This is a genomic window from Leptospira venezuelensis, from assembly GCF_002150035.1.
GTDB lineage: Bacteria > Spirochaetota > Leptospiria > Leptospirales > Leptospiraceae > Leptospira_B > Leptospira_B venezuelensis.
The window spans coordinates 191,351-211,337 of the sequence record NZ_NETS01000006.1; the positions used below are offsets into that span (position 1 = coordinate 191,351).

Annotated in this window: 20 protein-coding genes; 6 read left to right on the forward strand and 14 right to left on the reverse strand. The window is 39.9% G+C overall.

Going from position 1 to position 19,987, the window contains the following annotated elements:
- Nucleotides 1-3: 3 nt before the first annotated feature.
- The 4 genes from B1C82_RS01290 to B1C82_RS01305 form a co-directional block, all read right to left on the reverse strand.
- Nucleotides 4-897 carry a tyrosine-type recombinase/integrase gene (locus B1C82_RS01290; RefSeq protein ID WP_086445805.1) on the reverse strand — a complete coding sequence of 298 codons (894 nt, stop codon included), beginning with the start codon at nucleotides 895-897 and terminating at the stop codon, nucleotides 4-6.
- 239 nt (nucleotides 898-1,136) lie between these two features.
- The gene (locus B1C82_RS01295; RefSeq protein ID WP_086445806.1) at nucleotides 1,137-1,676 is read right to left on the reverse strand and encodes a shikimate kinase; all 540 of its coding nucleotides are present in this window, start codon (nucleotides 1,674-1,676) and stop codon (nucleotides 1,137-1,139) included.
- Nucleotides 1,673-2,524 (reverse strand): HDOD domain-containing protein, encoded by an 852-nt coding sequence (locus B1C82_RS01300; RefSeq protein WP_086445807.1) that lies wholly within the window; start codon nucleotides 2,522-2,524, stop codon nucleotides 1,673-1,675. Before B1C82_RS01300 ends, B1C82_RS01295 begins: the two co-directional genes overlap by 4 nt.
- 4 nt (nucleotides 2,525-2,528) lie before the next feature.
- Nucleotides 2,529-3,035 carry a chemotaxis protein CheD gene (locus tag B1C82_RS01305; RefSeq protein WP_086445808.1) on the reverse strand — a complete coding sequence of 169 codons (507 nt, stop codon included), beginning with the start codon at nucleotides 3,033-3,035 and terminating at the stop codon, nucleotides 2,529-2,531.
- Between the two features lie 211 nt (nucleotides 3,036-3,246).
- Between B1C82_RS01305 and B1C82_RS01310 the strand changes: the two genes are divergently transcribed.
- From B1C82_RS01310 to B1C82_RS01335, 6 genes are all read left to right on the forward strand, one after another.
- On the forward strand, nucleotides 3,247-4,443 hold the full coding sequence (locus tag B1C82_RS01310) for a TraB/GumN family protein (protein WP_086445809.1): 1,197 nt from the start codon (nucleotides 3,247-3,249) through the stop codon (nucleotides 4,441-4,443).
- 24 nt (nucleotides 4,444-4,467) lie between these two features.
- Entirely contained in the window at nucleotides 4,468-6,609 is a 2,142-nt protein-coding gene (locus B1C82_RS01315; protein WP_086445810.1) for a 7TM diverse intracellular signaling domain-containing protein, read from the forward strand.
- Nucleotides 6,610-6,622: 13 nt separating this feature from the next.
- Nucleotides 6,623-7,168 (forward strand): CsgG/HfaB family protein, encoded by a 546-nt coding sequence (locus tag B1C82_RS01320; protein WP_086445811.1) that lies wholly within the window; start codon nucleotides 6,623-6,625, stop codon nucleotides 7,166-7,168.
- Nucleotides 7,169-7,216: 48 nt separating this feature from the next.
- A complete protein-coding gene (locus tag B1C82_RS01325; protein ID WP_086445812.1) occupies nucleotides 7,217-7,624 on the forward strand; it encodes a hypothetical protein in 408 nt (135 codons plus the stop codon).
- Nucleotides 7,612-9,042, forward strand: coding sequence for a UTP--glucose-1-phosphate uridylyltransferase (locus B1C82_RS01330; RefSeq protein WP_086445813.1), 1,431 nt, complete (start codon nucleotides 7,612-7,614; stop codon nucleotides 9,040-9,042). The genes B1C82_RS01325 and B1C82_RS01330 overlap by 13 nt, the downstream gene beginning before the upstream one ends.
- Nucleotides 9,043-9,120: 78 nt before the next feature.
- The gene (locus B1C82_RS01335; RefSeq protein ID WP_086445952.1) at nucleotides 9,121-10,470 is read left to right on the forward strand and encodes an EAL domain-containing protein; all 1,350 of its coding nucleotides are present in this window, start codon (nucleotides 9,121-9,123) and stop codon (nucleotides 10,468-10,470) included.
- Nucleotides 10,471-10,790: 320 nt separating this feature from the next.
- Here B1C82_RS01335 and B1C82_RS01340 read toward each other — a convergent pair whose 3' ends face one another.
- From B1C82_RS01340 to B1C82_RS01385, 10 genes are all read right to left on the reverse strand, one after another.
- Nucleotides 10,791-13,193 carry a C1 family peptidase gene (locus tag B1C82_RS01340; RefSeq protein WP_086445814.1) on the reverse strand — a complete coding sequence of 801 codons (2,403 nt, stop codon included), beginning with the start codon at nucleotides 13,191-13,193 and terminating at the stop codon, nucleotides 10,791-10,793.
- Nucleotides 13,194-13,204: 11 nt separating this feature from the next.
- Nucleotides 13,205-13,657 (reverse strand): LIC_20196 family exoprotein, encoded by a 453-nt coding sequence (locus tag B1C82_RS01345; RefSeq protein ID WP_086445815.1) that lies wholly within the window; start codon nucleotides 13,655-13,657, stop codon nucleotides 13,205-13,207.
- Between the two features lie 84 nt (nucleotides 13,658-13,741).
- Nucleotides 13,742-14,293: an SCO family protein gene (locus tag B1C82_RS01350; RefSeq protein WP_234008478.1), complete on the reverse strand. Its 552-nt coding sequence runs from the start codon at nucleotides 14,291-14,293 to the stop codon at nucleotides 13,742-13,744.
- Between the two features lie 169 nt (nucleotides 14,294-14,462).
- Nucleotides 14,463-15,119 (reverse strand): energy transducer TonB, encoded by a 657-nt coding sequence (locus B1C82_RS01355; protein WP_086445817.1) that lies wholly within the window; start codon nucleotides 15,117-15,119, stop codon nucleotides 14,463-14,465.
- A 9-nt stretch (nucleotides 15,120-15,128) separates the two neighbouring features.
- Nucleotides 15,129-15,533: an ExbD/TolR family protein gene (locus B1C82_RS01360; RefSeq protein ID WP_086445818.1), complete on the reverse strand. Its 405-nt coding sequence runs from the start codon at nucleotides 15,531-15,533 to the stop codon at nucleotides 15,129-15,131.
- Nucleotides 15,534-15,560: 27 nt separating this feature from the next.
- Complete coding sequence (locus B1C82_RS01365) at nucleotides 15,561-16,178, reverse strand: MotA/TolQ/ExbB proton channel family protein (RefSeq protein ID WP_086445819.1); 618 nt, start codon at nucleotides 16,176-16,178, stop codon at nucleotides 15,561-15,563.
- A 78-nt stretch (nucleotides 16,179-16,256) separates the two neighbouring features.
- On the reverse strand, nucleotides 16,257-16,742 hold the full coding sequence (locus B1C82_RS01370; RefSeq protein ID WP_234008477.1) for a hypothetical protein: 486 nt from the start codon (nucleotides 16,740-16,742) through the stop codon (nucleotides 16,257-16,259).
- A gap of 14 nt (nucleotides 16,743-16,756) precedes the next feature.
- Nucleotides 16,757-19,303: a TonB-dependent receptor plug domain-containing protein gene (locus B1C82_RS01375; RefSeq protein WP_086445821.1), complete on the reverse strand. Its 2,547-nt coding sequence runs from the start codon at nucleotides 19,301-19,303 to the stop codon at nucleotides 16,757-16,759.
- Complete coding sequence (locus B1C82_RS01380; RefSeq protein WP_086445822.1) at nucleotides 19,300-19,641, reverse strand: hypothetical protein; 342 nt, start codon at nucleotides 19,639-19,641, stop codon at nucleotides 19,300-19,302. The genes B1C82_RS01375 and B1C82_RS01380 overlap by 4 nt, the downstream gene beginning before the upstream one ends.
- On the reverse strand, nucleotides 19,638-19,949 hold the full coding sequence (locus B1C82_RS01385) for a hypothetical protein (RefSeq protein WP_411550352.1): 312 nt from the start codon (nucleotides 19,947-19,949) through the stop codon (nucleotides 19,638-19,640). The genes B1C82_RS01380 and B1C82_RS01385 overlap by 4 nt, the downstream gene beginning before the upstream one ends.
- Nucleotides 19,950-19,987: the final 38 nt, after the last annotated feature.

Consider the following 19,987-nt stretch of genomic DNA (forward strand, 5'->3'; position numbering starts at 1 on the left):
GTCTCAATACTTGTACTTCTTCTTAATTTCTTTTAAAGCGTCTTGGATATGCTTTTGTCTGACCTGAGGTCTTAGGTTCTTGCGGATGGGAAGATAACTTTCCGTAGTCGCAAGACTTTTATGACCTAAAAACTCTCTGATATCTTCCAGACTTTTGCCTTCTGCCAATTGGTGGATGGCTCTACTATGTCTGAGAGTGAACAAGGTTACCTGTGCTTTGATCCCTGCATACTTTGCTAGATCTCCGACCAAACGTTCCACGTTCCTGGAAGTCAAATGTGTTCCTTGGTATTTACCCGGGAACAAATAAGAACTTTTCTCGGTTCCAACTTCCTTTTCAAACTTCTTCAAAATCTTTTGTAATTCTGAATCCATCAAAACGGTTCTGTTTTGAGTAGGAATAGGTGAGTCTACTTTGATCGTTTTTTTAGAAAGATCGAATTGTCCCCATTTTAAACGAATGATCTCACCAACTCGCAAACCTGCATAATAGGCTAACGCGCAGAGAAGATGGGATCTAGGAGACTCGGAAGCTGTCTCCAAAAGAAGTGAAATCTCTTTTTGGTTCAGGACCTTCGGGGTTTTGTACTCCCTGGCTGGTCTTCTGAAGTCTTCGAATACGTTCATATCCAGAACTTCTTCAAAAAACATTTTTAAAGAACTGATGTTTATCTGGATTGTGGAAGAGGAAACCTTCTTCTTCCTTAAATATTCTATGTACTTTTCGATATCCTTGGTAACTACTTTTTCCGCGGGTTTGTCCGCGAATAAAAGAAAGTCCAAATTATATCTTAGGTAAGTGTATTCGGTCGCCTTTTTATAATTTCTTTGCCGAATTACCTTTACTAGTTTCTCGAAGGAAGACTTATTCTTCTTCGGGACCTCCGTATCTATCATCTCGGACCTCTAGTACTAACTGTATCATTTTTATATTTTGTGTATCCGGATGTTCCAAAAGTCCGCGTCACGATTTGTTGGAGTTCCAACATCGGGTTTGAACTTTTTAGAATGATATTTTTCTCATCCGGTTATAACGAAGATTCTAATTCCATTAGAATATCGTAAAGATATTTATGATTTTTGTAATATCTTATAAATTTGGACGTTTAAGGAAAGGGCAGAACGCCCTATTTGTATTAGACCCAGCCGGATCTGCGTAGGATTTCCTCGCAGACTTCTTCCGTATTGCGGTCATCTAAGGCAATCTGGATATCCGAATGAGCCCTGTATTGAGGTAGTCTGGATTCTAAAATTGTCTTATAAGAAAGAACGCTACTTAAAGGAGGACGAGTGGGGTCATTCTGGATCTTCTCTACTAAGTATTCAGATTTTCTGGATAGAGAGATCACAAATGCGGATTCTTTCAGTATATTTGTCTTTCTTTCACTTACAATCTCCTTACCTGATTCGTCCTGGTCGAATAATATTCCACCGCCACAATCCAAGATCAGATTTTGGGAAGCTGAGACTTGTTTTAGGATTTGGAATTCAAGGTCGCGGAAAGGTTTCCAATTTCCTGAATGTGATTTTACGAAGTCTGGAATGGACACTCCACCTGTCAGGTAGACAGCTATCATGTCTGTTGAGATTACGGGTTTGCCTGTGAGTTTGGAAAGTTTACGGGAGATTTTAGATTTTCCAACACCTCTTGGGCCGATCAGGGCAATGTTTTTCAAACCGAGATCAACTCTTCGATATGTTTTGCCATCTCCGGTAAAAGAGTGTAGTACATTTGCAGATCTCCCTCTGTCACACCTACGTTCTGTAAGGCTTTAGTAGAGAGTTGAATTTTTAAACCGCCTATGTCAATTCCCATTCCACCTAGGATCACGATACAATTCGCAATATGAACGACAGAAACTAATTCAGGGAACTGAGTGGCCTTTTCAGGTTCAGTATAAAATCTAGCTACTTCTATCAATTCCTCAGGGAAATTCCATTTAGCTAAAAGTTTTGCTCCTGCTTCCTGGTGAGTGTATCCGAAAAACTTCGCCTCTAAGTCAGTATAAGGTCCTTGGTAGGTTTGTAATTCGGTTCTGAATTGCATGAGAACTGTAGGAAAGAAATCGGCGAGGATTACTTTTCCTATATTATGGAGAAGTCCTGCAGTAAATACTACATCCTTATCCAATTTCAGTTTTTTCTGGACTGCTATTCTTTTAGCAAGTTCCGCTACGATCAATGAATGGATCCAATTAGATTCTCCATCTACTTGATAACCTTTCAGTTCTTTTTTAAGAATACCTTTGGTTTCATTTAGAAGAATTATTTCTTGTACAGTCTTGATCCCAAGGGTCATTAAGGATTCTTGAACTGTTTTTACAGGCTTAGCAGGACGGAAATATGCAGAGTTAGAAAGTTTGATCACTGCAGCTGTAAGTCCAGGATCTTTCGAAATTTCCTTAGCCAGCTCTGCGATGACTACATCCGGTTTGCCTACCATCTCCATCACTTTACTTACTACGGAGGAGATTTTAGGAAGCTGGGCTTCGTTTTCAAAAAGTTGATCTATCTTTTCTTTCATTCCGTTACCTGACCTTATAAAGGTACTTTTCGAATCCGCCCTTCTTTAAAAGGATCCTGCCATCATCCAAATAGAGACTAATCGTTCTGCCTTCATGGCCTCCGACATCTTCTACGAGTAACGTTATTTTTTCTTTATCTAAAAATTCTTTTGCGACACTTACATTCAAGTCGCCTATGTTCTGCAGGAAGCTTGAATTCATTCCCTTGAACATGGAAGCTCCTCCGAATAGACGAGCAAAATATTCCCCCTTGCCGCAGCCTAACTCAGTCATCCTTTTTACCAATTCAGGCAGAGCAGTTTCAGCGTATTTATGAGGATTTTTGGAGGAATCTTTTCCAGAAGGATCTTTGGCGAGCATGATATGGGCCATGGCTCCTACCTTCTTCTCGGGAGAATAAAAAACGACCCCGATACAGGAACCTAATGTGGTGCGGATCATAGAAGGAGACTGTCCTCCTTGGATATCCGCGATCCCGACGTTTATAATTTTTACGTCTTTATTGAGCATACTTTCTGTCAGTAATAACCGGGTAGTATTTTAGGATCATCCAAGTTCCTTCAAATCTTTTTTCCCGGAAATTTCGCCGGACCGGAATCGAATTATGTGACGATTTAACCTTCTAAAAATCCCGTGGGAATTCCTACTCTTTTTGGAAAAATAGAGTTTCATATCATCCAGCTTAAAGGAAATTGTATGTAAAGAAAGGAAATCGACCCTCTTGCAAACAATCGCCTCATCCGAACCGATCCGTACCTTGGAATTAAACGGTTCCCAAATCACTATTTTGGGAACGGCTCATATCAGCCAAAAAAGTATAGATGAAGTTTCCAGAATTATCCAAGAAGAAAAACCGGACACGGTCTGTGTGGAACTTTGTGCTTCCAGAATGAGATCCGTTCAGGATCCGGATCATTGGAAAAAATTAGATATTTTCAAAGTGTTTAAGGAAAGAAAGATGTGGCTCCTTCTTTCCAGCCTAATCCTTTCTTCTTTCCAGAAAAAACTAGGCTACGGGAACATTCGTCCGGGTGACGAAATGAGAAAAGCGATCGAAGAAGGAAATAAGATCCACGCTAAGATCGTACCAGTCGACCGCGAGATCTCCACTACTCTCAAAAGAGCATGGTGGAATGTAGGCTTCTGGAGTAGGATGATGTTATTCTCTACCTTAGTTAGTTCACTCATCGTTAAGGAAGAAATCTCTCCTGAGAAAATAGAAGAGATGAAATCGGACGATGTCCTTAAAGATCTATTCTCTCAACTTCCTTCCAGATACCAGTCTGTTAAAAATGTGATCATAGATGAAAGAGATGCATATCTAGCGCAAAGAATCAGGCAACAAGCTGCTGTAGGTAAGAAAATTTTCGCAGTAGTTGGTGCAGGACATCTAGAGGGTATTGTAAAACATATAATAGAAGATAAAGATATCGATCATTTGGATATCCAACCTGTTAAAGGTTTCTGGGATAGAGTGCGTCCTTTATTATTTCCTGCGATTATAATCTCCGCATTCACCGCGCTTTATTGGTTTGGAGGAAAAGAAGAAGGCCAGGAATTTTTAATTAGATGGATCTTAGTTAAAGGAACACTTGCCGCATTGGGTGCGATCATCGCACTTGCACATCCAGTTTCCATTCTTCTTGCATTTATAGCAGCTCCGATTGGGAATTTTAATCCAATCATCAAGCCAGGTTGGGTAGCGGCTCTCTCTGAATCTTGGTTTAGAAAACCATTGGTAGAAGATTTTGAAAAATTGGGAGAAGATACAGAAACTTTCAGCGGATACTGGAAGAACAAAGTAACTCGTATCTTCTTAGTTTTTATGCTCCCTCAGATTGGAAGTAGCATCGGAACTTTTATCGTATCTAAACAGATTTTTGATAAAATCCTAAAATTTGTAGGCGCTTTTTTCTAAAATTTGCGTACGATCTGTAGCCGAATGCGAAAGGGAATCAAGACTCGATCTATAATCTCCTCTAGTTTTCTTTTGATGATCTTCTTCTCTTTTCCAATTTGGGGAGAAGGTCAGGTCTACGAAAAAAAAGACCGCTTCTTTTTAGAAGAGAAGATGGATGGAACTTCTCTTCTTCCTTATCTTTCCGTATATCAAGATACAAGCGGCAAAAAGTCCTTTAAAGAAGTCTTAAAAATTTTCGACCAAGGTGGATCTGAAAAGATCTTTCAAAACAGTTTAGGATATTCTAAATCTGCGATCTGGGTCCGTCTTCGCACGGAAAATCAAACTAATAAAGTCCTAGATTGGATCTTAGAAATAGATTATGCACTTTTAGATTTTGTGGATCTTTATGTGGGAAGAACCTCTGATTCTGCAATCAATCATTCAGGAGATCTGAGAGAATTTGGCACTCGTCCAATTGAACATAGAAATTTTGCTTATCCTTTTTCGGATGATCCTGGCTCTAAAAGAGAAATTTATTTTAGGATCGCAAGTTCCAGTTCTATTCTTTTACCTTTCATTGCATTTTCTAAAAATGAATTTATAGAACATACTTTTACGGAGCAACTTGCTCTTGGATTGTATTACGGCTCCATGTTAATCATGGTAGTTTATAATTTGTTTTTATTGTTTTCCACCAAAGATAAAAGTTATCTATATTACGTTGTTTATATATTAACTTATATACTTTTCCAATTTACATTGAACGGCCTTTCTTTTCAATATTTATGGAGAAGTTCCGTTTTATGGGCGAATTACAGTCTGCCTTTCTCTATCTTTACTGTGCTTCTGGCGGCAGGCGCATTCAGCAGATCATTTTTGAACGCTTCCGAATATACTCCTAAAACCTCCAAGTTATATTATCTACTTTTTGTTCTCAGTTTCGGAGGAATGATCTCCACATTATTCATTTGGGAATATAGGACTGCGATCATGAGTAGCCTAGTTCTGATGTTCTTTACTCTGGGATTTTTGATCTCTAACGGAGTCCAATGTTTACTCGCGGGAAGAAGGGAGGCGAAATATTTCTTATTTGCTTGGTCTTCTTTCTTATTTTTTAGCTTTCTATTCGGTTTAAAATCGTTCGGGATACTCCCGAATAACTTTTTCACTCTATGGGGAATACAAGTAGGTTCCGTAATGGAAGTGAGCCTTCTATCCTTGGGGTTAGCTGATAGGATTAAAAGATTATCCGATCAATTGAAACAAAGAGTGGAAGAACTTGGAAATATTCGAAATTACGCAGAAGAATCAGAAGCAAAATATAGAAGTTTATTCGAAGTAGAAGAAGACTTTCTATTTTCCTTGGACCAAAACTGGAATATTCTCGCAGCGAACAGATCAGTCTCCAAGCATATAGGATTCAAACCCCAGGAAGTGATCGGCAAAAACTTTATGGAGCTGATCTATAAGGCGGGAGAATTGCAAGATGCTTACAAAAAATTATTCGTATTAGAAAAACTTGAAGAACTTGCTTCTGAAGGAAAACCTGTCCGGTTTCTGGGGGAATTCCTACAGAAATACTTAAGAGAACCGAAAGAGCTGCAAGTCCAATTCCAGATCTTGGAATACGAAGGCCAGAGAGAAATTTTAGGAAGAGCTTTTGAGCCTGACCAAGACTTAATGTCTAGGTATGTAGACGACGAGAAGACAGTCTACTCTGCGAATAATTATCTCCAGAATGCGGAACTTCTTAGCCAAAGGATGACTGCAAACTTGTATAGATTCGTGGATCCTTCTACAATCACAGCGATGAGAAATTGCCTCCGAGAAATGATCATCAATGCAATCGAACATGGGAATTTAAATATTAGTTTCGAAGAAAAAACCAAGGCAATGTCAGAAGGAAATTATTTTAGATTCGTGCAGGAAAGGCAGAAGGACCCTTATTATAAATCCAAAAAAGTAAAAGTAGAATATTCACTTTCGAGAGATAGGATAGGGATCAGGATAACGGACGAAGGAAAAGGTTTTAACCATGCTAGGCTTCAAAAAAGCAGTATGGAAAAATTGAATTCAGAAGGAATCACACATGGGCGAGGACTTACTCTCACTTTAGCCACATTCGATTTGGTGAAATTTAATAGCACTGGAAATCAAGTTACATTAGTTAAATATTTTTAATATAGGCGTGAATATGAAAATCCGAATCTTGCTATTTGCAGTTATAATATTATTAGGTTCCTGTGCCTCTTCTGGTGAGGTTAAAAAGAAAGCAAAAGACCCAAATTCGGGAGTGGCAACTATTGCTTCTGAGCTTAGATATCAATTTTTGTCTTCTCTCAAGGCGCAAGGAGGGAAACTTCCTGCAAGACTTGCCATCTTAAATGTGATTAATGAAGACGGGACCAATTCTCAGCTAGGCAGGTTAGTCACTGATCGGTTAGGAAAGGAATTATTTGATCCTAAAACCTTCCAGCTTTTGGAAAGAGATAGATTGAATCGTGTCATAGGAGAACAGGGCTTTCAGGCAAGTGGGCTTGTGCTAAATGACCAGATCGTTTCTATAGGAAAACTTTCGGGCGCAGAATATTTGGCTTTGGGTCAGCTTATATTTCAAGATCAGGAATTTTTATTAAATATCAGGATCGTTTCCTTGGCTGGAGTGATTTGTGCTACAGCGGATATAGTATTCGATTCGGACAACGAGACCTACTCCAAATATAAGGAATCCGTTAAATAAGTAATTACTTGAAGAATACTTACTGGTTCTTAATCTGTCTGTAAGTTTATGAAAGCCAACTTTCGTTTCCTGGTATTCAGCATTTTTCTTTTATCCGTAACCAATTTGTATTCGGATGTGCCTAAACATTCCGAGATGGACAAGACACTTCTTGCCACTTGGAATAAAAACTTCCCTGTACCGTATACAAAAATTTTAAAAAGGGATCTTGCTGAAAAAGGAGTTTTGTATTATAGAAAAAACTCCAAAAGATCCGTGTATATTTATTCTTATACTGTATTCCTTCCTTTGTATGTGGAACAGAATGAGAAGCCTGTAAAAAAGGATGATAGCGGAAGAGAAGTAAAATTAAAACTAATCTATGATCCTTCTTCCAAGGACGAGAAATATACAATTGAATTGGGTGAGTTTGACGAAATGTATGATGCGAAAGGAATTATAAGATGGATTCGTTGATAGCAGAATCTGAACAATTAGTAAGAGATAAAATGTTGAGGGAAGGACTCTCTCAAGAATTCATTTCCGATTTTATTTCCAAAATCCAAGAAGTTCGCAATGGAGAAACAGGGATCGTAAAATGGGAAGAAGTAGGGGACCTGGACCCGAACAAAGATGAGATCTCTTTAGAAAAGATTGAATCAGAGTACGCAGGTGATCCTAAATTTCTAAAAGAATTAGTCGTGATTAAATTGAACGGAGGCCTTGGAACCAGCATGGGCCTTTCCGGACCAAAATCCTTGATAGAGATCAAGGATGGAATGAGCTTCTTAGAAGTGGTCTGCAAACAAGTAGAGTACATTCGACAAAAATACAATTTAGATATTCCGCTCATTTTGATGGATAGTTTCAGCACTCAGGACGAGAGTCAGGAAGAACTCAAAAAGATCAAATTTTCGCAAAATTATCCTACAAGCTTCCTACAACATAAGGTTCCAAGACTAGTTGTTCCTGAACTAAAACCTTTAGAAATCTCTAAGGGAAATCCAGAAGAATGGTGCCCTCCAGGTCATGGAGATATTTGGTTCACACTCTTGGAAACAGGACTATTAGATCGACTTTTAGAAAATGGATACAAGGTAGCATTCGTTTCCAATGGAGACAATCTAGGCGCAACTGTTCATCCTGGAATATTAGAATACATTCTGAAAGAAAATCTGGACTTTTGCATGGAGATGACTCCTAAAACTCTCGCTGATAAAAAAGGCGGAGCAATATTTAGAAGAGTTGTCGGCGGAGAAAAGAAGAACTTACAATTATTAGAAACTGCACAGGTACCTTCCGACCATATGCATGAGTTTGAGGGCCTGGGTAAATTTAGAACATTCTCCACTAATAATCTTTGGATCAGATTAGATGTTCTGAAGGAAAAATTACTCGAAGGCTCTTTCAAACTATCTTTAATCGTAAATCCTAAAAAGGTAGAAGGGAAGGAGGTCCTACAGTTAGAGACCGCGATGGGATCCGCTATCCAAAACTTCGCCAATACAAAAGGTCTCATCATTCCGAGAGATCGATTCGCTCCTGTAAAAAAATGCGAAGACTATCTAGTCAGACGCTCTGATGCGTATTCTTTGAATCCTGATTACTCGGTGACTATGTCGGAAGAGAGAAAGATATCAGGTCTCGGAGAATTAGTTATCTCCTTAGATGAAACATATTATAAGAAGGTAAGAGACTTTACTGAGCGGCTGCAAGCTATTCCATCTTTAGTGCGCTGCACCTCCTTGAAAGTAGAAGGAGATATTTTGTTTGATAAGAAAGTAATTCTAGAAGGAGATGTTATATTAGTAAATCCCGGACCAGGACAAAGAAAATTGTCCGAATTAGGTGTGGACCGAATCTCGAACGATAGTTTACGTTTCCGCTTTACATAAAACAACAGTCGTTTAAAATCCAGTCCACGGGCTTTCGAGTTGTAAGCCCATCCTATGCCGATTAATGTCGCAAACGAAATGACCGATGCTTATAACTTAAAATTAAGATCCTTTGATATGGGGGATCTAGAACAGTTTAAGACGGTATTCATCAATGAAAATCGTGGAAAGCCAATCTTCCTCCTTAGATTTCAAAATATTTCCACAGTTTCCCTAGTAGAATTCATACAATTGATCCCTCAGAGGATCTCAGACATAGAACCTTCTCATCGTGAATTATTTCGTTATTATGCCTATGGTGATAAAAAGAATCTACTGATCGGAGTTGCACCCTTAGATAATTCAGGGCCTATCAGTCTTGCTAATTTTGATGCAGCCATGGGAAGATTCCATGACCAAGCAGTCCGAACCGGGGCTCTCAATTTTGATTTCGGGATCGGAAGGACTCAGTGTAATTTTATTTCCTATGTGGAAGAGATCTTCAGAGAGCTGGAAACTTCTTCTTTAAAAAATCTGAAGGACAATCTAGTTCGTTGGAGCTGGACTTATCTGAATCGTGTAAACGATTACTTCGCAAGCGAGCGTGCAGATGCAGTAATTCAGCCAATTATTCATTATAATCATAGGGACCATACATTCTCCATGAAAGGTGGAGAAGTTTTCGTAGGTGGAGAGGCCTACGCTGGTTATGCGGATCTTATTCGCGATATTCCTCATGACCAAGATCTAAACAGGATAGAACTTCTGATCTTAGAGAAGTTGATCATGTCTTGTAATGGTTCCCCTGGACTTCTGAAATTTAATATTTCTCCTCAGACCCTAATTGATACATTCGATACAGATGAAAAGGTCACACGCTTTCATGAACTTCTTCTGAAGCAAAACCTAAATCCTCAAAACGTTCGTATGGAGCTGATCGAAAAACCATATGAAGAAGGGGAGGCAACTCTTAAGTCTGTGTGCAGAAGGTTCTGGAATTTCGGGATTAGTTTTGCTGCAGATGATTTCGGGGTAAAAAGCCAGAGTCACCAGGTTGTATTGGACCTCGGAGAAATGATCAAAGAGTTTAAACTGGATCCAATCAGTTTCAAATTTAAAGCAGACCAAGACTTGACTAAATTTTTGGATAACCTTGCATTTATAGATTATTGCAGAAGACTTTCAGATAATAGGGAAGCAATTATCACTGCGGAAGCATTAGAAGATATTGATTCGTTAAACTTTCTTATCACTCACCAAGTGTATTATTTCCAAGCTAATCTATTCTGTAAAAAGATCTGGATCCAAGATTACCAGGAACGTTTTAAAGAAATGCAAAAACTTCCGGAAACAGCGATCACAAAGATCTTGAGTTCTTCCGAGCTTACCCAACGGTTAAAAGAAGTTGGAAATATTTTCGTTCTAGCGAAAGAAGTAGATTTGTTTTAATTGTAGGAATTCCAACGGGGAATGGAGTTGCCCCACCCCTGTTCTGGGTGGGGGCTGGCCGGTGGTACAAAAAAGCGTTCGATGTAAGTGCATTACGCTGATTATAATTTAAAACTCGTTTGACCTCGATTCTCTCGGTCACCGACTCGTCAAGACGGTCGTCTTCTCGCTCCCTATGGGTCGCTGCGAAGGGGCCTGGCCGGTGGTACACACATTCACATCGCCAAAATCCCCTATATCATATATCGATAGATAATCAAGCAGATCTTTCATCGACTTCGCGTGTAGGAGCTCCTACACGCGTACCAATACTAACTCAGCTATTCTTTCAAGAAGTTCAGAGTTGCCTTCTGGTTGATGATCCCATTGTCTTTCAAAGTCACTTGTAGAGCATCGCCCGCGTTTTCGATCTCGATCCGGAACTTGCCTTCCTTGTCGATGATCGGGCTATTCTCTACGTATCTTCCTTCGAAAATTTTCTGCTTATTGAACTTCACAACGTAGTTTACATTGTCTTGGCTTTCAATCTCAAGAAGAACTTGGTTCACACCTTTGGAACCGTCCCAAGACATTGCAGTCCAAGGTCCTTTAAATTTTTCTAAACTAGAATCTCCGCCAAAGGAACGCATTACCTTCGCAGGTTTTGCTTGAGAGAGAACTGCAGAAACAGGAGTTGCCTTATCACTTTCTCCACCCAGATCCGTTTTAGAAGTCACGGAATACAGGAACAAAATTTCTTTATCAGGAATATCTGCAGTGAAGGTTGTAGTCTTTTCATTTGTTCCGGAAAGGAAATCCCAAGAAGAAGATCCTCTTTTTTTACGATAAACGTAATACTCGTTAGCACCCTTTACTGAATCCCACTTCAAGGAAATTTTTCCTGTTTTAGGATCGAGTGTTCCTTTAAGATTCGCAGGGCTAGGAAGTTTTGCAGCTCTATGTTTGTTCGGATCTATATATCCGTAAGCATAATCGGAGAAAGGACCGGATTGTCCGTCTTTATTCACAGCAGCAACAGCATAGAATGCATACTGGCCATTTAACTTTTCGTCAATGAATGCCTCTTTTGCTTCTTCCCCAACTTTTGACCAAGCGCCTCCTCCAAAGAGCCCGCTTACATCATAACGATAGACAAGATATTTAGAAGCACCTGAAACCTTCTGCCATTGTACTTCTATTTTACTATTATATAAACCTTTTGTAGCGGTAAGTCCAAAAGGTTTAGGAGGTTTGGCTTCTGACTTCATCGTATAACCGGAAGCTGCATCGGAAGCATCTCCAGTTTTACCGTTATTGATTGCAGCAATTACATAAAACTCGGTTACTCCGTTTTTAGCTGCTGCGTTGTCAGTGTAGTTCGTGCTTTTAACTCTTCCGACAGAAAGATATTTTTTCTGGTTGGAGTTCCACTTATATACATAATAATCCGAAACACCGCTAATAGATTCCCAAGCCAAATCGATCTTATTCGGATATTGCCCCTGGCTTGCTTTCACTCCAACAACTTTAGGTGGTGCTTTTGCTTCTTCTGTTTTTGCATAACCGATCGCTTCTCCATCGGATAGATCAGAAGAATCAGTGTCAGTTAGAGTTGCGACTTTATAAGAATAAGCGATATCCTTTTGGATACCGTCGTCTGTAAATCCGTTTGTCTGAGAAAGTCCAACTTTAGAAAAAGAAGAATCTCCGGGGCCTTTTCTGTGGATCTCATATCCAATTGCAAGTGGAACGGACGCCCAAGTCAGAATTACCTTATCAGAGAAAGAACCTTGGGTAGCTGCGATTTCTTTAGGAGCTATTGGTTTTACTTTTTCAGGAGGAACAGGTTTTACATCCGTTGCGGGTGCAGTAGTGGTTGTTGTATTGGTGGTAGTTGCAGGTGCCACATCATCGACAAGTACGAAAGCGGATTGGCAAACTTTGGTAAACCATCTGTAGTCAATATAACCGTAACCATTATCACCCCATTGAGTGGACCAAGAGTTGATAAACTTAAAAGCGCCTTTGGAGTCATCGTATCCTACGATTGCGATCGCATGTCCTCCATAAGTTTTACCGACTCCTTCTTTATAAATTTCTTTTCCTTTTAAATTCATAAAGTTTTCATAAACAATGATACCGGCTACAACAGGTCTTCCTAAGGCGAGTTGGTTTTTTAGCTCGTTCGGATCGGTTTGTCTGATCCTTAGGAATTCTTTTGCTTTATAGGAAGAGGCAGCACTAAAAGCGTCTTGAGGTGGGCGAGCCAGATAATCTCTTTCGTTATATGGCATGGAAGACCAAGGAGCTGCCCCTTTTTCCACGACTATGCGCATCGCATCTGAGATTAATGAGCCGTTGTCTCTTCCGCCATTGATCTGGTTATAAATGAATGCAGGGGAGAAGATATTAGAATAGTTTGGACCCCCAGAAGAATCGCTTAATTTCCAACCTCTGTCCTTTCTTTCCATATATTCCTGGAAAGATTTAGTGGCATAAGCCGTGGACCAGGCTACACAAGAACTTTGTTGCCCTTGGTCACCCACAGGAGGCATGTACTGAGACAGATCCACAGAAGAAGAAAGTCCTCTATGAGAGATTCGGTTTGGATTTGCTTCTTTGAAAGAAGCCAAAAGTTCCGCAGGCTCTTGTTTCATCCCCAAGCCAGGAGCGGTTTGGGAGAATAGCCCACCGGCAGAGAGTAAAAGTAATAAAGCGGATAATAAACGCAAATTCGGTTTCATCTATTTGTCCTTTAGTTCTTAATTAAAGATAAAATATTTTCTTCTAGTTGTTTGTTGTATTCACGGAAAGCATACGGATGAGGTTCATATAGTCCGATCACCTCTGATTCCATACCCTTGCTATCTTTTACTTTTTTCTTAATTAGAAAAAGTATATACTCTCCTTCTTGAGGAGCAGCCTTAAGCCATTTCCCGAATAATTCAGGGAATATTAAAAAAGCGATATCAAATTTTTGAGGTAGTTCCTTCCCACCTTTTAAGGACTTTAGAATTTCTACACTTGCTGTGACTGAGATAGAATTAGAGGAGATCTTACTTTCTTTCACATTGGAGAGTTTTGCCAAAGCGATAAAGTTGGAAGAATTCACCTGAGACTCCAAGCTGGGAGGTGGTGTTAACGCTGAAATTGGTGAGGTAAATAATAAGATCAGTACAAATAGGACTGATACGAAACGTTTTTGCATTTGGAATGACTCCGGAAACAATTTGTTAACGCGGCTTTCCACTCTACTTCGGATTGGTAACCTTTTTCAAGGATTTTATGGTAATTATTTTGCTCGAACAAGTAGGGAAGGCAGATCTATTGAATCTGGTTTTTCTGGAATTTTAGGAAAGATACCTCGTATCTTGGGCGAATCGTCCACCCAGATGAGAGCAGCATCATAATTCATATTTCCATCTTTCGGATGGATAAATGCTTGTACACCGAATGCTCTGGAAAGTTCCAATGCTGCGCTTGAGTTTGCAGGTTTGAGCAACAGTATTTTCTCACTCAATTTGCCGAATCTATCTTTTAGATCTTTGTAAGTGTCTTTTTCTGGTGTTAAACTTATAAATACAAATTGAGAATCACTAGGTGCCGATTTATCGAACCAGTTCAGGAACTTCTCCACTTGATATAGATCATTTTTGGAAGAGCCTAAAGATCCAAAATATAAGAAGCTTTGTTTACCTGAGAATACCGATAGGACTGAAACTTTCTCGTGTTTATCTGCAAGAGTTAAGGTTTCCTGTGGGATAACCTTCTTTGCTTGGATCATTCCAGGATCGGAATTAGAAAAAAAGAAAACGATGGCCAGACTGGTTACTACACCGGTCACAAAGAATTTCCAAGCCCCAGATTCCATTTAGTTACAATGGACGAAAACTAAGCAGAAATCCGCAGCTATATTCTCAGAATCTGGCCTTGAATATATAAGGAATCTTGTTCAGAAAAATATTTCCAGTGTGTAAAATATGGAAATATTTAGGCGATTTACAACGTCCGGATTAGTTATCATCCAGCTCGAAATGGACGGGGACCCTATGGTTCATACGAGTAGGTCTTCCTTTCGCATAACCTGGGCTCCAACGGGCTAATCGTATCACTTTAACTGCAGCTTCTTCGAAACCGTATCCACGAATAGAAGATTTAATCACCTTTGCATTGATCAAATTACCTTTTTCATCTACTTGTACTTCCAAGTAGATCATTGCATCGGAGATACCTTGTGCTCGTGCATTTTCAGGAAAATAATCTCTCAAAGAAAAATCGATGATTGGAGTGGGAGCTTTATCTCCATAAAAGGCGAATAGGAATCCGTCTTTATCCGTACCTTCTCCACTGATCTCGTTCTCTTTGATCTCATTTGGATCCGGATCTTTTCCTTCTTCGTTAGCACCTTCTACCCATTCGTTTGGATCTTTATGGGTAGGAGAAGTTTCTCCTCCGAGTAATTCAGGAGGAATGTCTTGGATATCAACTTCTACGTTCATCTCTAATTGTTCGGAATCTACAAATTCCTTTTCTTTATGAGTAATGTAGTAGTAAGTTAAGAACAGAAATAGGTGAAAAGCAAGGGAACCATAAACGCAAATCTCCCAAAGAGAAAGTTCTTTGAGCTTTTGGATTACGTCAGTCTTTACTTTTTCCAGAGTAGGGTTCATTTCTCCGGATCACCTTTTAACGGATAATGCGATTTGGTGCACACCAGCTTTTTTGATCTTTCCCATAGTCTCAGCTATTTTTCCATAAGGAAGGGAAGAATCAGCGGATAACGTGATCCTCATATTCGGACGGATCTTAGTCTCTTTTTGCAATTGAGCTTCGAGTCTAGGAAAATCTGTTTCATTTCCTTCTAAGAAAATTTTTCCGTCTTTAGATAATGCCACCTGAACGGTTTTGGCTAGATTTGCATCCACCGCATCCGCTTTAGGAAGATTAATATTGATAGATTCTTTTTTTAAGAAGTTCGCAGTAACCATGAAGATTACCAAAAGAACCAAAATAACGTCTACCATCGGAGTAATATTAATACTGCCGATTTCTTCTCCGTCGCCGGATGAACTTTGACCTGCCATATATTCTCCTTTCTAGAAATCCCTGTCTTAACCTTTTCGGGACAGGCTTGCTAAAAATTCTTTGGAAAGAATTTCCAGATTGGATTGGATGATTTTCAATTTTCTGGTGAAGTAGTTATTAGCCATTACCACTGGGATCGCGACGGCTAAACCTACTGCAGTTGCGAGAAGTGCTTGTGAAATGGTTCTCATTACCACTTCTCCTGCTGCGTTCCCCAAAGTTCCTAATTTATAGAATGCGCTGATTACTCCGAATACTGTTCCTAGTAGTCCTATGAATGGAGCATTGTTACCTAATGTGTTTAGAATAGAAAGTCTGGTTTCGAAGCCGACTCTTTCTCCTATCATCTTTCCTTCCATCAATTCACCCAGGCTTTCTTTTCCACCTTTGGAATGTTCGGAGGAGAAGTCCGCGAATCTTGCGTAAACATTCTCTGGATAATTTTCTGAAAATTTAGGAGCGCCGGTTAGATCTCCCTTTCTTGCGGTTTGGATGATTTCAGGTAATACGAAGGCGGAGTCTTTCGTATTTTTAACGAATATGATCGCTCTTTCTACTACAACGGCTACTGCAAGAACACTCGCGATCGCCATGATCACAAAGATCGCCGTTTCCATGTATCCAATAGCATTTTCAAAACTCATTTTGATAATTCCTTATAAATTCTGTTTTTTTGTCTGATACGATCCCAGTCATTCCGTTTTTGTTCCGAAATTTCGGACTTAAAGTTCTGGTTTCGATGAATAAAGTTCTTTGCAATTCCTGACACAGCTAAGGGTTTCTATTCCGGAATTGGAAATTAAGAGTTCGGAGCCTTCTTCGCTACAATCATTTTCCGATCCGACCCTGGACCAATATGCCTCATTACAGTTAAAAATACATTCTTGCGTTTTCGAATTTAAGCCGGACATCTGCTCTTGTGCTAATAATTGGCTGCAATAGGATTCGTAACTTTTAGCAGTTCCGCCAGAGAATAATCCGGAAATTTCAGCTTCTCTGCTCCCATCTAAATCGGAAGTCGTTTTTAAACAATCTTCTGCTTCTTGTATGGAAGACTTACAAGCCGTAGCTGGATTTGCAGAATAATTTAAGAGAGATTGTAATACCAAAGTGCTTTCATTAGATGCTTCTGGAGAATATTGAGAGCAGTACGAGAATATAACTAGAACAGAGAATAATCCAAACCAGTGACTAGAACTTTTCCTCAAACTCCGGACTTGCATTAGAATTTAACCTCGATACCTATGTTGAAGAACGGAATGATCACACCGCCCGGCAAAGGAATTGTTCCGAATGTCGGACTAGGACTTGGGTTCGTTTTGGAATAAGGTTTCGTATTATCGAAATCTTCTCCACCCACGTTCTCTCTCAGGTATACGTTTACTATCTCCAGGAAGGTATTCACATACCCCCATTCATAATTGAAAAATCTATCGAAACGGATGTCAAGTCGATGATAAGGCTTTAATCTACGACTATTGATATATTCTCCTAGGGCAGGGTTATTGGCATATTGAGGTACCCAATAGGTTTGGCCATTTGAGGGGTTACTAAACCTTCCCCCGTCATCCCCTACAATAGGAGTAAACGGCCTACTTGTCAGGTAGGACCATCTGGCGCCGAACTGCCACTCTTGGCTCCATCTCCAACCGAAGACCATATTGATCACATGCGTCCTGTCATAGTCGTATAATGTCTCTTTAGAATTCTTATAAAACTCTGCAGCTATTTGAGTTTCCTGAGCGTTCAAAGGGGCAGATCCAGGATCAGGGGTGAATATATTATTATTTCTGAATGTTTGAGACCAGGTATAGGTAATCCAGCCGAACCAGTTTCTAGTTCCTGGGCGAGAATTTTTACGAAGTACTAATTCGTAACCTCTGGACCAACCAGTCCCACTATTAGAGTAGTTCAACTTTTTGTTTGTGATAAAAGGTTGAGCAATGCTGGAATATGGGTCAGGGTTAGTCCCGATCGGTTCGGTAATATAAGGATCATCCACGATAAGGCTAGAGTATTCTTGTTTAAAGATTTCTCCTTTGATTTGGTAATCACCTTCTAGTAGTTGTTCAATCCCTCCACCATACTTGAATACCTTTTCAAAATCCAAATGAGGGTTTCCACTGTCCTTATTAAATCTAGTATCCAGAGGGAAACGGAAGAAATTACCTCCACCTCCAAAGACAGTAGTTCCTTTCCCAATACCTTCAAACTTATATGATGCCTGAGCTCTAGGGCCGAATGCACTATTATTTACGTATGGAATATAGTCGTAACGTGCTCCCGGTTCGATATGTAAATTTCCTAAACGTATCTTGGTTGTTAGATAACCGTTATAGTAGGAACCTTTAGCAGTGATGTTTGTAGGGATAGTAGTGAAGTCAGGACTTTGAGTATCATAAGGGTTTGGACTTAAATTGTTCGGATCTGATTGAATGATACTGGAACCAGTAGAATAATAATTTAATAATCTGTATTCTGTTCCGAACTCAGCGCTGAAATATTTACTCGGATCCCAGAAAGCATCCTGGCGGATACCATTATACGCACCGCTAGCTCTATTCTTTCCTTGGATAGAACCGAAAGATACGTTAAAGTCTGTGAATGGATCATAGCTGATCATTGTTAAACGATTAGAGAATGTATCGATCGGTTTCCAAGTATAACGTAATGCTTGTGTCCTAAATCCTTGTCCTGAGGAAATGCTTGCACCCGCAAATGCAGCGGTCGAATCATTCGCAGGGTCGTTTTGATACTTAGCAGGAAGATTCGCTGCAAAATCATCTTTAGAATAGAATGAATGGAAAGATACCTGGTGATGTTCGTTAAAATTATGAACGAACTTTACCTGAGAATCCACAAATCTTGGAAGTCTTAAACCTTCTGGAAAGTCAGCGCCTAATGCAGAAGTCAAACCTTGCACAAATCTGTCCAAGTATCCAACACGAGCAGAAGCAATTAAATAACCTTTCCCACCGAAAGTAGGACTCATATAACTGATACTGCTGGACCAAGCGGAGATGATCAGGTTCTTCTGAGATTTGTCTACCTTATCCACTGTATCGATATGGATCACGCCGCCTAGCGCGTTATTGAAGTTCGCAGGGAATACACCTGTATACACGTCGATTGACTTGATCAGGTTTGCATTTACCACAGCACTCAATCCGTCGAAGTGGAACGGATAGAGGATAGGAAGATCATCCACTAAATATAAGTTCGAGTTCGGATCAGAACCCCGGATTACGTAGTTATTTGCCCCACCGCCGAATGCCGCGGAAGGGACCACACCCGGAATTGTTTCCAATGCACGTAATGGTTCTCCGAAAGTCCCTGGCATCCTTTTGATCTCTTCGTATTTGATCGTTGTCCTGGAAAGAATAGGCTTATCTCTTTCTGCAGCGACCGTGATTGTACCCTTAGGAACCTTTGCTTTAGGGGACGCGATGGAAGAATCCGAACCTGTATCTGTATAAAGAGTAACCGTTTGGCCTGAAGCTTCAACGTTACCTTTAATTTCCTGCATATCTTCTACTTTTAAGATACGGAAAGTATAAATGCCTGGAGAAGGTACTACAGCGTCAAAATAACCTTCTGCATCTGTTTTATAGATTTTTTTGGTTTCGAAAAGTAAAACCTGGGTCTTTGATTCCCCTTGGTTTTTTTGTCTGGAGAATAACCTAGCTTTGAAGGTTACTTCTGCAAATAAATCCAAAGGCGCTATTGCCACGAGGAAAGCGATTTTGATCAGAACTTTTTTTAACTTCATGGCAATTTAGGATCCACAAATACGTCTTTAAAATTCAAATACCAAGGGATCTCTCCAGCAGGTTTATCATAATAGATCCAAAGACAAACCACAGGATACGATATAAAAGGGCATTCCGCTTTGGTGATCGCGATACTACAAAGATCTAAGTTCCTTCTTTGCACATCTCCAATCGCAGCCGGAAAATGTTGTGGGATAGGATCTCCGCATTTTTTGGAAAGATATTCTGCTGCAGCATAGATCTGGCTGTTTGCATCTCCCTGAGGAACAGTATCTTCCCGAACACAATCTACCAATAGAATACAAAAAAAGCTAAATGCAAGTACACGGGCTTTCATCTTTTACCCGCCTCGTTCGGATTTGCAGAAGGAGAACCGATCACAGTTCCTTTTACTTTAAGAACACTTATAGTACCAACTGGGAAGAATAGGTGAGTCTCTTGCCAGTATTTCACCTTGATCAAACTTTTCCCTCCCGGGATCTTTTGAACTGCTTCGCTAAGTGCATAATCCATGTTTAATGGATTGGTGACCGGTATAAGTCCGAACAAAAAGAAAACAGAACTTTCTCCGCTGGAAAGTCCTAACTCCATGTAATCCTTGGAACGAATGATCGTAGCAGAATCAATTAGATTAGTACTAGTCACTCTGCCACCAACATCCGTTCGACTAAAAGTGCCTGAGC